Genomic DNA, 13,568 nt, shown 5'->3' with positions numbered 1-13,568 from the left:
GTTAGTAGAAGGCTGGATACAAGGTTCTGACTTTATAAGCAGTTATTTAAGTTACTTCTTTTAAATTAGAAGAATTAGCAGATAATTGTCTTTGTAAGTTGGTTAAACTTTGGTGCAGCCTTTTTATTTGTGGCAATTTGGACATTTTCTCTTATTTTACTGATGTAAATCAATTTTCATAGTAAAATACATTATGTAAGGAATATTTTATAGGAGAATATATATATGAAATCGGTTATTACTGGCATGGGGATAATTGGCACAGGCTTTTCCAATATAATAGAATATACGACTGTACTTGAAAATAGTAAAAGTATGTTGAAACAGGAAGAATATGAAGGAAAATACATATATACAGGCAGAGTGCATGAAGAACAATTAAACAAGTTAAGCAGGAAACAAGAAAAAATGTCTAAACTTGTTCGTATGATACTCCAAGCATGTAAAGAAGCAGTTGAACAAGCAGATATAAGTGTTAGAGATTATCGAACAGCAGTAATTGTCGGTTCTTCAGGTGGAGGCTTAGCAGAAATAAGTAAAGCTACTATTTCTTCAGAAAAAGGAAAAAGGATATCTCCTTATATGATTGGAAATATGAATGCTAATTCTTTATCTTCAAGTATTAGTGCTGAGTTGCAATTAAATGGTATGTCTTTATTATTAGCGAATAGTTGTACATCTGGAATAGATGCACTAAATTTAGCAAGAATATTAATCGAATCAAATCAAATAGATGTTTGTATAGTCGGTGCTAGTGATGAACCGATTTGTGATACCGTTATAAAAGGTTTTCTTCCGCTTCGTGTCTTACAAGCAGGAGACAATCCTTTGCCAATATTTGGACCGTTTTCTGGGGGAAGAGGTTTTTCGATTTCAGAAGGAGCTGGAGTATTAATTGTGGAAAGTGAACAAATAGCAATTCAGCGTAATGCTTCCATATTGGGAATAGTAGAGGAGACGAGTGTAACACAGGATGCTATTTCTCCTTATCAGTCAGATTCAACAGGATTGCTAATGGAAAAAGCGGTTGCTGAATGTATAAAGGAAAATATGCCAACTTACATAAATAGTCAGGCTTTAGGAATAATGGAAAATGACCATATTGAAGTAGGGGTTTATAAGCAGTTTTTTGCAAACTCTAAGATACCTATTACTTCGATTAAGGGCACGGTTGGTCACCCAATGGGGGTAGCGCCTCTTTTTCAAATAATTGCATCATTAATAAGTATAAGTAAAAGCTTTATTCCACCAACGATAAGCGAAGAAATAAATGATTATTATCATGATTATCCAATAGTTACAAGCGTAATGGAACAAGATGTTGATCGTGTTTTAATAACGGCACATGGATACGGAGGAAATAATGGGTGCGCAATGATAGCAAAAGGAGGAGTATAATATGGAAGCTATATTATTATTGATGGTTTCGTTAGTTCCGCTCATTATTTCTGTGACGATCATTTTTTACTCACAGTCTCAATTAACGAAGGCCTTATCTCTTTTCTTATTTATGCTATCCTTTTGGCAAATGGATATTGCTGTATTATATGCAGGAGATTTTTTGAGCCAGGATACAATTGAACTTTTATTTAAAATATTACGAATTGGAACCATTTGTATAATGCCAGTAATGTATTATTTTTCTTATTATTTAGTAAGTGGAAATATAGAATTTAAACGATTCAGAGTTTTATTTAATAAGCCGTTTTTATACGTTTTAATATTCTATAGTTTATTCGCTTATTTTATAAATTTTACAAGTCTTGGCATTAAGGATTTTGTGGTGATGGAAGGAAGTTTGCTTTCATCTGAATATGTTCTACCAATTTATGGTGAATGGAATATATTATTCATTCTTAATATTGTCTTATTATATTTAAACACTATTATTTTATTGATAATCTCATTTAAAATAAGGGATCCAATTTATAAAAGTTTTTATATGAAATTTGTCATTGCTGTTTTAATCATCTATATAAATGGTGTATTTAGTGGTTTCATTTTTATTCCACTGTTTTTTTCGAGTTTTAATTCTTTAATAGCGGCAGTTATTTTATTTTTAAGCTTTTTCCAAATGCAATCAACACATTTGAATAGTATGAATGCAGAACTGTCGAGGCAGAGTGAATTATTAGAAGCCATCATGGATATAAATCCTAATTATTTATTAGTTAAGAATGGGAAGGAACAGATAGTGAAGATGAATCCTTCTTTCTTACATCTATTATCGTTAGAAAACAAGAATTGGTTGGGTCGTCCGTTTTCTTATATTACAGATCGTATTAATATGGTAACAGAGAAACCACATCGCTATGTAGACAGTAGAGGGAAAAACTATTTTCTTATTTGGGGAAAAAAAGAACTTATACATAGTACTGGGGAAGAATATCATATCTATTTTGGTCATGATATCACTGAGCAGAAGCAAAATGAACAACTAATGATTTCTTCTGAGAAATTAAAAGTAGTAGGGGAGATGGCAGCTAGTGTTGCCCATGAAATTCGAAATCCATTGACTACCATCAGAGGTTTTATTCAGCTTCTAAAGGAAAAAAATGATGCTTCTGGTTATGAAACTATTTTACTTGATGAAATTGATCGAATTAATGAAGTCTTAAAGGAATTGCTTATACTAAGTAAACCTGAAGCGAAAGAAAATGAAAATAATAACCTTCCTGTAACAAAGGCATTTTTAGAATTGAAAAATATAAAAGTTTTATTTCAGGCTGTGGCTAATGAACAAAATAAAGAGATTATTGTAGAAAATAGAGAGGAACGAGAATTAATTGCTTCCATTGATAACTCGCAGTTTAAACAAGTATTATTAAACATATTAAAAAATAGCATTGAGGCGATTTCACCTCAAACTGGCAAAGTAAAGGTTATTCTTGATCAAAAAGAGACTCATTGTCGAATTAGAATAGTTGATAATGGAGATGGAATAAGTAAAGAGAGGCTAGCTAGAATAGGAGAGCCTTACTATACAAGCAAAGAAAAAGGAACTGGAATAGGTTTAACTATATGCCTGAAGCTTCTTAAACAAAATAACGGAGACATGATAGTAAAAAGCAAAGAGGGTTGGGGAACAGCCGTAACTATTATATTGCCATGTATTCAATAAATTTAATCGATTAAATGTGAATTTGAGGTATCAAGAAGGTAAAATATAATAAAAAAGAGCTGTTTTCTTTAGAAATTGCTGTGCGCATTATTTTCTAAAAGCGACCTGTTCTGATGTTTAACCACAAAAAAGCAGATGTTTAAGGGAATGAGCCCTTTTTAAACATCTGCTTTTTTTCTTTAGAAACTATTTATTTAGGATAAGCGATTACTATAATCTTCAAAGACAAATTGACGAACAACTTTTAATCCTTCTTCGTCATTATAAGAAGCAATAGAAGGTAAGTTAACACCATTAAACATATGATTTTTAACCATTGTGTAATGAGCCATATCACAGAATACGATCTTATCACCAGGCTTTAATGGCTCTTTGAAAGAATAATCACCGATGACATCTCCTGATAGACAGGTCATTCCACCAAGTCTATAGGTATATTCATTATCACCAGGCATTCCCGCATCTATAATATTTGGTCGATAAGGCATTTCTAGTACATCAGGCATGTGACATGTTGCGGACGTATCAAGAATGGCAATATCCATCCCATTATGAACAATATCAAGGACAGTGGAAACTAAATAACCTGTGTTTAATGCGATAGCCTCTCCCGGCTCTAAATAAACATCTACATTGTATTTTTCTTTTATAAACAAAATGGATTCAACAAGTGTTTCGATATCATAATCTGGACGGGTAATATGATGTCCCCCACCGAAATTAATCCACTTCATTTTCTTTATATATTCGCCAAATTTTTCATCCACTACTTTTATGGTGCGTTTTAAAGTATCGGAATTTTGTTCGCACATTGTATGAAAATGAAGGCCGTCAATACCGTCTAATTCATCTGGATTAAAGTTATCCAATGTAATGCCGAATCTTGAGTATGGTGCACATGGATTATAAAGCTGCGTCTCTATTTCTGAGTACTCAGGATTAATTCGAAGACCAACATCAATTTTTTTTCCGGCATTTTGAACCTTTTCTTTAAATCTATTCCACTGGCTGTGTGAATTAAAGACAATATGATCCGTATATTGAAGTAGTTCATCGAATTCGCTGTCTGCGTAAGCAGGTGCATATGCATGTACTTCTTTGCCCATTTTCTCATACCCAAGTCTTGCTTCAAACAGAGAACTAGATGTTACCCCTGCTAAGTATTTACCTACTAGAGGAAATACAGAATGCATGGAAAAACCTTTTAACGCAAGGAGAATTTTTGCACCTGTACGTTCTTGTATAGACTGCAAAACTTCTAAGTTTTTTGTTAAAAGACGCTCGTCCACTACGTAACTTGGTGATGGAGCTTGTGTAAAGTCAATCTTTTTCATTTCATTCCTCTCAATCTATAAGAGTCGGAGAGAAGTTCTCCTGCCATGGTAATCCGTATTTATTTAAGGCATCCATGAATGGATCTGGATCAAATTCCTCTACATTGTAAACGCCTGGTCGTTTCCATTGGCCTTTCATGATTAGCATTGCGCCAATCATTGCTGGTACACCAGTTGTATAAGAGATTGCTTGAGATCCTACCTCACGATAACATTCTTGGTGATCACAAATATTATATACATAATAAGTTTTTGGTTTGCCGTTTTTTACCCCTTGGATGATACAGCCAATATTAGTTTTTCCTTTTGTTCTAGGTCCAAGCGATGCTGGATCAGGAAGGATTTCTTTTAAGAACTGTAGTGGGATAATCTCTTTTCCTTCATAATTAATTGGTTCAATTGATGTCATGCCAACATTTTCAAGAACCTTTAAGTGGTTTAGATAATTATCAGAGAAAGTCATCCAAAAACGGATTCTTTTTAATCCTTTAATATTAACAGCTAATGATTCTAACTCTTCATGATATAATAAATAAATGTTTTTTGGACCAATTTGCTCTAAATCATATTCTCTTTTTTCAGAAAGCGGTGGGGTTTCAACCCATTGTCCATTTTCCCAATATCTTCCGTTTGCAGTTATTTCACGAATATTGATTTCAGGATTAAAGTTTGTCGCGAACGGATAACCGTGATCTCCTCCATTAGCATCCACGATATCAATATAATGAATCTCGTCAAAATGATGTTTTTGTGCATATGCAGTGAACACACCAGTTACGCCAGGATCAAACCCGCTTCCAAGTAAAGCAGTTAAACCAGCTTCTTCAAACTTTTGTTTATATTCCCATTGCCATTTATATTCAAATTTAGCTGTCTCAGGTGGTTCGTAGTTTGCTGTATCTAAGTAATGTACACCTGTAGCAAGACATGCATCCATAATAGTTAAATCTTGGTATGGTAATGCCACATTGATTACTAGTTCTGGTTTAAAGCTATTGATTAATTCAATTACTTCTTCTGTATTATCAGCATCGACTTGAGCAACTGAAACTTTCGTCTTGCCACCATCAATTTTATCTTTAATTGCTTCACACTTTGAAAGTGTTCTGCTTGCGATACAAATTTCCTCGAATACATCCGGTACTTGACAGCATTTATGTGCAACAACACTTGCTACTCCGCCAGCACCGATAATTAATGCTTTTCCCAAAATGAATAACCTCCTTTAATACTACCTAAAAAATTTCAATAAGGCTGATTATACATAATGTGCGTAAAATAATCTATATAATCCAGTAAAATATAATAAATTTTTATGAAAATTTATTGCTAGGAAATATATTTGTAAAAATAGGGAAAAAGAAGAAGTGGTAACTACAATGATATGAATGCAGATTAGTCAAAAATGAAGAAGTGAAGATTAATTGATATAGATGGAAGTTTTTATAAAGAGGATATAAAAAAACGACTATAATAGTCGGAAGTTTAGATGGAAAAATGGTGGAGACTATCGGGATCGAACCGACGACCTCTTGCATGCCATGCAAGCGCTCTCCCAGCTGAGCTAAGCCCCCTTATAATATCTAAGCTATATTATACAAAAATAAACAGAAACTTCAAGTCATTGAGAGAAAAAAATGTAGAGTCTTTCAGTTAATAAAGAATATTTCGTTATGAACAATACTGAGAATGAAAATGAAAAGAAAGAAGAGCGGTATCTATAAAGTAATTTACTCTCTTCCTTCTATCAATTTAACCTACTTCAAATTAATTCAAGCTCTCTATTTCAATTTCTTTTACTCCATGTATTTCGGAAATTTCTCTATAAACATCCGTCACTTCTCTTTTTTGATCAACTATTACTATAAGTAAAATAGAATGTTCTCCAGTTTCCAAGTCTTTAATTCGTATATGTTTTATTCCTGTTTTTAGATTTCGAATAGCTTTAATAATAGTTGATACGTTTTCTTTTTGATCAGCTTTTAATTTTACTCTAATTTCTTTTTCTCTCAGTTGACGAGGGCCGATCATACTCATGAAAATTGGTACAAATTTAACGCTGATTAGTAAAAGGGTAACACCAATGAGAGCTTCTATATAATATCCAGCTCCAACTGCAATTCCAATTCCGCCCGCTCCCCAAATTAAAGCTGCGGTAGTTAAGCCTGAAATACTATCGTTTCCTCTTCTAAGGATAACACCTGCTCCTAAAAAACCGATTCCAGAAACTATTTGAGCTGGGAGTCTTAGAGGATCCATTTGAATATTTACTTGTTCGCTACCAGGAAATTTATACGCAGCTTCAATAGAGATAATTGTTAATAAACAACTTACTATACTTATTACCAAACTGGTTTTTAGGCCAACAGGTTTTCGTTTGATTTCTCTTTCTAATCCAATTATTAATCCTAACCCAGCGGAAATTCCTATTTTTAATAAAAAATCTATATTAATATCCAATTGTGTTCCATCTCCTGTGTTTTAATTAATATGTAATAGTGTGTCATTAATGATTAATTACTGTTGATATAATTTAATGAAACAGGAAATTAAACGATTCAAACAAGTATTAAACTTTAATGGGTGGAAGAATTCCTTTGAAATAATACAAAACCTAAAGTATATTATCCTTTATTGATTCATTGTAAACACCAAATATTAGTTAAGTGTATGTTATATAATGAAAAAAATTCTTCTTGTAGGACGATAATCCTTCTTTTTAATTAATCTGAGATTTTTTTTGAAAAAAGTATTGACGTTTATTTTGGAATAATGTTATATTTATATCCGTCGCTGAAACAACACGAAACATTGAAGTGGATGGCGAAAAAGTTTTTTGAAAAACTATTGACAATGAATGTTGATAGATGGTATATTGGGAAAGTCGCTTCTTGAGCGACCAACTAGATTGCTCTTTGAAAACTGAACAAACAAACGTCAACAATAATCGTTTTATAACGAATGTTATAGAACGAAAACAAGTAATAAAAAGCTAGAGTTTAGCAATGAGCTAATCAACTCTTTATTAGAGAGTTTGATCCTGGCTCAGGACGAACGCTGGCGGCGTGCCTAATACATGCAAGTCGAGCGGACTTTAAAAGCTTGCTTTTAAAGTTAGCGGCGGACGGGTGAGTAACACGTGGGCAACCTGCCTGTAAGACTGGGATAACTTCGGGAAACCGGAGCTAATACCGGATAATTCTTTCCACCACATGGTGGAAAGCTGAAAGACGGCATCTCGCTGTCACTTACAGATGGGCCCGCGGCGCATTAGCTAGTTGGTGAGGTAACGGCTCACCAAGGCAACGATGCGTAGCCGACCTGAGAGGGTGATCGGCCACACTGGGACTGAGACACGGCCCAGACTCCTACGGGAGGCAGCAGTAGGGAATCTTCCGCAATGGACGAAAGTCTGACGGAGCAACGCCGCGTGAGTGATGAAGGTTTTCGGATCGTAAAGCTCTGTTGTTAGGGAAGAACAAGTACAAGAGTAACTGCTTGTACCTTGACGGTACCTAACCAGAAAGCCACGGCTAACTACGTGCCAGCAGCCGCGGTAATACGTAGGTGGCAAGCGTTGTCCGGAATTATTGGGCGTAAAGCGCGCGCAGGCGGTCCTTTAAGTCTGATGTGAAAGCCCACGGCTCAACCGTGGAGGGTCATTGGAAACTGGGGGACTTGAGTGCAGAAGAGAAGAGTGGAATTCCACGTGTAGCGGTGAAATGCGTAGAGATGTGGAGGAACACCAGTGGCGAAGGCGACTCTTTGGTCTGTAACTGACGCTGAGGCGCGAAAGCGTGGGGAGCAAACAGGATTAGATACCCTGGTAGTCCACGCCGTAAACGATGAGTGCTAAGTGTTAGAGGGTTTCCGCCCTTTAGTGCTGCAGCAAACGCATTAAGCACTCCGCCTGGGGAGTACGGCCGCAAGGCTGAAACTCAAAGGAATTGACGGGGGCCCGCACAAGCGGTGGAGCATGTGGTTTAATTCGAAGCAACGCGAAGAACCTTACCAGGTCTTGACATCCTCTGACACTCCTAGAGATAGGACGTTCCCCTTCGGGGGACAGAGTGACAGGTGGTGCATGGTTGTCGTCAGCTCGTGTCGTGAGATGTTGGGTTAAGTCCCGCAACGAGCGCAACCCTTGATCTTAGTTGCCAGCATTAAGTTGGGCACTCTAAGGTGACTGCCGGTGACAAACCGGAGGAAGGTGGGGATGACGTCAAATCATCATGCCCCTTATGACCTGGGCTACACACGTGCTACAATGGATGGTACAAAGGGCAGCAAAACCGCGAGGTCGAGCAAATCCCATAAAACCATTCTCAGTTCGGATTGTAGGCTGCAACTCGCCTACATGAAGCTGGAATCGCTAGTAATCGCGGATCAGCATGCCGCGGTGAATACGTTCCCGGGCCTTGTACACACCGCCCGTCACACCACGAGAGTTTGTAACACCCGAAGTCGGTGGGGTAACCTTTTTGGAGCCAGCCGCCTAAGGTGGGATAGATGATTGGGGTGAAGTCGTAACAAGGTAGCCGTATCGGAAGGTGCGGCTGGATCACCTCCTTTCTAAGGAAAATGGAATTTACATTCCATCATAGATTGTTGACGATTTGTTGTTCAGTTTTGAGGGAGCAATTAATTCCTCAAAACAGTAAGAAGTTTGAGGGTAAAGAGAAACGAGTAGATCAAGGAAGCGCCTGAGTGAGCACCGGAGCGTACAACAGTACGTGAGGAGCAGAACGAAGAAGCTGACGAAGAGATGCGAAGTTTATCTTTAGCCGAAATTGTTCCTTGAAAACTAGATTATGAATAGTAAAAACAAGAAAGAAACCGAGTAATCGCCATCTTAGATTCTCTATGTTAGAGAATTATTTCTTTGAAAAGTAATCGTATTAAACGAATACCTATTCAAAGAATGGAGGGTAAAGAGAAACGAGCAGGTCAAGGAAGCGACGGAGCGAGCACCGGAGCGTACGACAGTACGTGAGGAGCAGAGTGAAGAAGCTGACGAAGAGATGTGAAGTTTATCTTTAGCCGACAACTAAGTTAAGTTAGAAAGGGCGCACGGTGGATGCCTTGGCACTAGGAGCCGATGAAGGACGGGATTAACACCGATATGCTTTGGGGAGCTGTAAGTAAGCTTTGATCCAGAGATTTCCGAATGGGGGAACCCTCTATCCGTAATGGGATAGAATCTTTACCTGAATACATAGGGTACTGAAGGCAGACCCGGGGAACTGAAACATCTAAGTACCCGGAGGAAGAGAAAGCAAACGCGATTCCCTGAGTAGCGGCGAGCGAAACGGGATTAGCCCAAACCAAGAGGCTTGCCTCTTGGGGTTGTAGGACACTCTATATGGAGTTACAAAGGAACGGGGTAGACGAATCGATCTGGAAAGGTCAGTCGTAGAAGGTAAAAACCCTGTAGTCGAAACTTCGTTCCCTCTTGAGTGTATCCTGAGTACGGCGGGACACGAGAAATCCCGTCGGAAGCAGGGAGGACCATCTCCCAAGGCTAAATACTCCCTAGTGACCGATAGTGAACCAGTACCGTGAGGGAAAGGTGAAAAGCACCCCGGAAGGGGAGTGAAATAGATCCTGAAACCGTGTGCCTACAAGTAGTTAGAGCCCTTTTATGGGTGATAGCGTGCCTTTTGTAGAATGAACCGGCGAGTTACGATTACATGCGAGGTTAAGTTGAAGAGACGGAGCCGCAGCGAAAGCGAGTCTGAATAGGGCGAAATAGTATGTGGTTGTAGACCCGAAACCAGGTGATCTACCCATGTCCAGGGTGAAGTCCAGGTAACACTGGATGGAGGCCCGAACCCACGCACGTTGAAAAGTGCGGGGATGAGGTGTGGGTAGCGGAGAAATTCCAATCGAACTTGGAGATAGCTGGTTCTCTCCGAAATAGCTTTAGGGCTAGCCTCAAGATTGAGAGTATTGGAGGTAGAGCACTGTTTGGACTAGGGGCCCCCATCGGGTTACCGAATTCAGACAAACTCCGAATGCCAAATACTTATTCTTGGGAGTCAGACTACGAGTGATAAGATCCGTGGTCAAGAGGGAAACAGCCCAGACCACCAGCTAAGGTCCCAAAGTATACGTTAAGTGGAAAAGGATGTGGAGTTGCTTAGACAACCAGGATGTTGGCTTAGAAGCAGCCACCATTTAAAGAGTGCGTAATAGCTCACTGGTCGAGTGACTCTGCGCCGAAAATGTACCGGGGCTAAACGTATCACCGAAGCTGTGGATTGACATCTATGATGTCAGTGGTAGGAGAGCGTTCTAAGGGCGTTGAAGCTAGACCGTAAGGACTGGTGGAGCGCTTAGAAGTGAGAATGCCGGTATGAGTAGCGAAAGATGAGTGAGAATCTCATCCACCGAATGCCTAAGGTTTCCTGAGGAAGGCTCGTCCGCTCAGGGTTAGTCGGGACCTAAGCCGAGGCTGAAAAGCGTAGGCGATGGACAACAGGTTGATATTCCTGTACCACCTTTAAATCATTTGAGCAATGGGGGGACGCAGGAGGATAGGGTAAGCGTGCTGTTGGATTAGCACGTCCAAGCAGTTAGGCCGGTAATGAGGCAAATCCCATTACCATATGGCGGAGCTGTGACGGCGAGGGAAATATAGTACCGAAGTTCCTGATTCCACACTGCCAAGAAAAGCCTCTAGCGAGATTTATGGTGCCCGTACCGCAAACCGACACAGGTAGGCGAGGAGAGAATCCTAAGGTGAGCGAGAGAACTCTCGTTAAGGAACTCGGCAAAATGACCCCGTAACTTCGGGAGAAGGGGTGCTCTTTTGGGTGTTAAAGCCCGAGAGAGCCGCAGTGAATAGGCCCAGGCGACTGTTTAGCAAAAACACAGGTCTCTGCGAAGCCGCAAGGCGAAGTATAGGGGCTGACACCTGCCCGGTGCTGGAAGGTTAAGAGGAGGGGTTAGCACGTGTAGTGCGAAGCTCTGAATTGAAGCCCCAGTAAACGGCGGCCGTAACTATAACGGTCCTAAGGTAGCGAAATTCCTTGTCGGGTAAGTTCCGACCCGCACGAAAGGTGTAACGATCTGGGCACTGTCTCAACGAGAGACTCGGTGAAATTATAGTACCTGTGAAGATGCAGGTTACCCGCGACAGGACGGAAAGACCCCGTGGAGCTTTACTGCAGCCTGATATTGAATTTTGGTACAGCTTGTACAGGATAGGTAGGAGCCTTGGAAGCCGGAGCGCCAGCTTCGGTGGAGGCATTGGTGGGATACTACCCTGGCTGTATTGACATTCTAACCCGCACCCCTGATCGGGGTGGGAGACAGTGTCAGGTGGGCAGTTTGACTGGGGCGGTCGCCTCCTAAAAAGTAACGGAGGCGCCCAAAGGTTCCCTCAGAATGGTTGGAAATCATTCGTAGAGTGTAAAGGCACAAGGGAGCTTGACTGCGAGACCTACAAGTCGAGCAGGGACGAAAGTCGGGCTTAGTGATCCGGTGGTTCCGCATGGAAGGGCCATCGCTCAACGGATAAAAGCTACCCCGGGGATAACAGGCTTATCTCCCCCAAGAGTCCACATCGACGGGGAGGTTTGGCACCTCGATGTCGGCTCATCGCATCCTGGGGCTGTAGTCGGTCCCAAGGGTTGGGCTGTTCGCCCATTAAAGCGGTACGCGAGCTGGGTTCAGAACGTCGTGAGACAGTTCGGTCCCTATCCGTCGTGGGCGTAGGAAATTTGAGAGGAGCTGTCCTTAGTACGAGAGGACCGGGATGGACGCACCGCTGGTGTACCAGTTGTCTTGCCAAAGGCATCGCTGGGTAGCTATGTGCGGAAGGGATAAGTGCTGAAAGCATCTAAGCATGAAGCCCCCCTCAAGATGAGATTTCCCATAGCGTAAGCTAGTAAGATCCCTGAAAGATGATCAGGTTGATAGGTCAGAGGTGGAAGCGTGGCGACATGTGGAGCTGACTGATACTAATAGATCGAGGACTTAACTAAAATGAAAAGCGGAAACGCCTGTTTATCGACGTACAAACTGGAGGAGCATCGACTGAGATAAAGGAAACACGATGAACGTAAGTGAATCGATGTTGACTTATCGTAGGGAGATGATCGGAAGTTTGATAGGCGATAGGCGTTGGAGCTGGACAAAATGATTACTTATTTCTTTCTTTTTACTTCATAATCTAGTTTTCAGGGAATAATTTTTTAAAAAAATACTTGAAAATTATTCTAAAACATGTATAATAATACATGTCCCAATAAAAGTCTGGTGGCGATAGCGAGAAGGTCACACCCGTTCCCATACCGAACACGGAAGTTAAGCTTCTCAGCGCCGATGGTAGTTGGAGGTTCTCCTCCTGTGAGAGTAGGACGTCGCCAGGCAATTATATTATATGGAGGATTAGCTCAGCTGGGAGAGCATCTGCCTTACAAGCAGAGGGTCGGCGGTTCGATCCCGTCATCCTCCACCATTATGTTTGCCGGTTTAGCTCAATTGGTAGAGCAACTGACTTGTAATCAGTAGGTTGGGGGTTCAAGTCCTCTAGCCGGCACCATCTTTGAGCCATTAGCTCAGTCGGTAGAGCATCTGACTTTTAATCAGAGGGTCGGAGGTTCGAATCCTCCATGGCTCACCATTAATTAGTTTTTAAAAGCATGTTAAGCGGGTGTGGCGGAATTGGCAGACGCACTAGACTTAGGATCTAGCGCCGCAAGGCGTGGGGGTTCGACTCCCTTCACCCGCACCAATTATTAATTAAATAGACGCGGAAGTAGTTCAGTGGTAGAACACCACCTTGCCAAGGTGGGGGTCGCGGGTTCGAATCCCGTCTTCCGCTCCATAAAACAATGCCGGGGTGGCGGAACTGGCAGACGCACAGGACTTAAAATCCTGCGGTAGGTGACTACCGTACCGGTTCGATTCCGGTCCTCGGCACCATTGTTTTTAAAATAAAGCGCCCGTAGCTCAATTGGATAGAGCGTCTGACTACGGATCAGAAGGTTATGGGTTCGACTCCTTTCGGGCGCGCCATTATATTACGGGAAGTAGCTCAGCTTGGTAGAGCACTTGGTTTGGGACCAAGGGGTCGCAGGTTCGAATCCTGTCTTCCCGACCAGCGA

General features: G+C 40.8%; 5 protein-coding genes, 9 tRNA genes and 3 rRNA genes. 13 read left to right on the top strand and 4 right to left on the bottom strand.

Features of this window, described 5'->3' with window-relative positions:
* Positions 1-225 precede the first annotated feature (225 nt).
* Together HHU08_RS18265 and HHU08_RS18260 are read left to right on the top strand one after the other, a co-directional pair.
* Positions 226-1,398, top strand: coding sequence for a beta-ketoacyl synthase N-terminal-like domain-containing protein (locus HHU08_RS18265; protein ID WP_016202347.1), 1,173 nt, complete (start codon positions 226-228; stop codon positions 1,396-1,398).
* A gap of 1 nt (position 1,399) precedes the next feature.
* Positions 1,400-3,121, top strand: coding sequence for an ATP-binding protein (locus HHU08_RS18260; protein WP_169189001.1), 1,722 nt, complete (start codon positions 1,400-1,402; stop codon positions 3,119-3,121).
* Between the two features lie 194 nt (positions 3,122-3,315).
* Here HHU08_RS18260 and nspC read toward each other — a convergent pair whose 3' ends face one another.
* The 4 genes from nspC to HHU08_RS18240 all read right to left on the bottom strand — a co-directional run bounded on the left by nspC (position 3,316) and on the right by HHU08_RS18240 (position 6,909).
* Positions 3,316-4,455 carry a carboxynorspermidine decarboxylase gene (gene nspC / locus HHU08_RS18255; RefSeq protein WP_169189000.1) on the bottom strand — a complete coding sequence of 380 codons (1,140 nt, stop codon included), beginning with the start codon at positions 4,453-4,455 and terminating at the stop codon, positions 3,316-3,318.
* A gap of 10 nt (positions 4,456-4,465) precedes the next feature.
* Positions 4,466-5,665 carry a saccharopine dehydrogenase family protein gene (locus tag HHU08_RS18250; protein WP_169188999.1) on the bottom strand — a complete coding sequence of 400 codons (1,200 nt, stop codon included), beginning with the start codon at positions 5,663-5,665 and terminating at the stop codon, positions 4,466-4,468.
* 288 nt (positions 5,666-5,953) lie between these two features.
* Positions 5,954-6,029 (bottom strand) — tRNA-Ala (locus tag HHU08_RS18245).
* A gap of 193 nt (positions 6,030-6,222) precedes the next feature.
* Positions 6,223-6,909: an MgtC/SapB family protein gene (locus tag HHU08_RS18240; protein WP_040343016.1), complete on the bottom strand. Its 687-nt coding sequence runs from the start codon at positions 6,907-6,909 to the stop codon at positions 6,223-6,225.
* Positions 6,910-7,477: 568 nt separating this feature from the next.
* Between HHU08_RS18240 and HHU08_RS18235 the strand changes: the two genes are divergently transcribed.
* The 11 genes from HHU08_RS18235 (at position 7,478) to HHU08_RS18185 (ending at position 13,564) form a co-directional block, all read left to right on the top strand.
* Positions 7,478-9,027 (top strand): 16S ribosomal RNA (locus tag HHU08_RS18235).
* A gap of 478 nt (positions 9,028-9,505) precedes the next feature.
* Positions 9,506-12,443 (top strand): 23S ribosomal RNA (locus HHU08_RS18230).
* Positions 12,444-12,713: 270 nt separating this feature from the next.
* Positions 12,714-12,830: ribosomal RNA gene (gene rrf / locus HHU08_RS18225) — 5S ribosomal RNA — on the top strand.
* Together the 16S, 23S and 5S rRNA genes with 8 tRNA genes alongside form the textbook arrangement of a ribosomal RNA operon.
* 13 nt (positions 12,831-12,843) lie before the next feature.
* Positions 12,844-12,919: transfer RNA gene (locus tag HHU08_RS18220), tRNA-Val, on the top strand.
* Positions 12,920-12,927: 8 nt separating this feature from the next.
* A tRNA-Thr gene (locus HHU08_RS18215) sits at positions 12,928-13,003 on the top strand.
* A gap of 5 nt (positions 13,004-13,008) precedes the next feature.
* Positions 13,009-13,084: transfer RNA gene (locus tag HHU08_RS18210), tRNA-Lys, on the top strand.
* A gap of 26 nt (positions 13,085-13,110) precedes the next feature.
* Positions 13,111-13,195: transfer RNA gene (locus HHU08_RS18205), tRNA-Leu, on the top strand.
* Positions 13,196-13,213: 18 nt separating this feature from the next.
* Positions 13,214-13,288, top strand: a tRNA-Gly gene (locus HHU08_RS18200).
* A gap of 9 nt (positions 13,289-13,297) precedes the next feature.
* Positions 13,298-13,386: transfer RNA gene (locus HHU08_RS18195), tRNA-Leu, on the top strand.
* Positions 13,387-13,402: 16 nt separating this feature from the next.
* A tRNA-Arg gene (locus HHU08_RS18190) sits at positions 13,403-13,479 on the top strand.
* Positions 13,480-13,487: 8 nt separating this feature from the next.
* Positions 13,488-13,564 (top strand) — tRNA-Pro (locus HHU08_RS18185).
* The last annotated feature ends 4 nt before the right edge of the window (positions 13,565-13,568 follow it).

Source organism: Niallia alba (genome assembly GCF_012933555.1).
In the GTDB taxonomy this organism is placed as follows: Bacteria; Bacillota; Bacilli; order Bacillales; family Cytobacillaceae; genus Niallia; species Niallia alba.
The sequence above is the reverse complement of the archived record's forward strand: the minus strand, read 5'-3'. Positions and strand labels throughout refer to the sequence as shown.

Excerpts from the sequence above, each read along its gene's own strand:
- HHU08_RS18265 (WP_016202347.1), top strand. The coding sequence starts at position 226 with ATGAAATCGGTTATTACTGGCATGGGGATAATTGGCACAGGCTTTTCC.
- HHU08_RS18260 (WP_169189001.1), top strand. The coding sequence starts at position 1,400 with ATGGAAGCTATATTATTATTGATGGTTTCGTTAGTTCCGCTCATTATT.
- nspC (WP_169189000.1), bottom strand. The coding sequence starts at position 4,455 with ATGAAAAAGATTGACTTTACACAAGCTCCATCACCAAGTTACGTAGTG.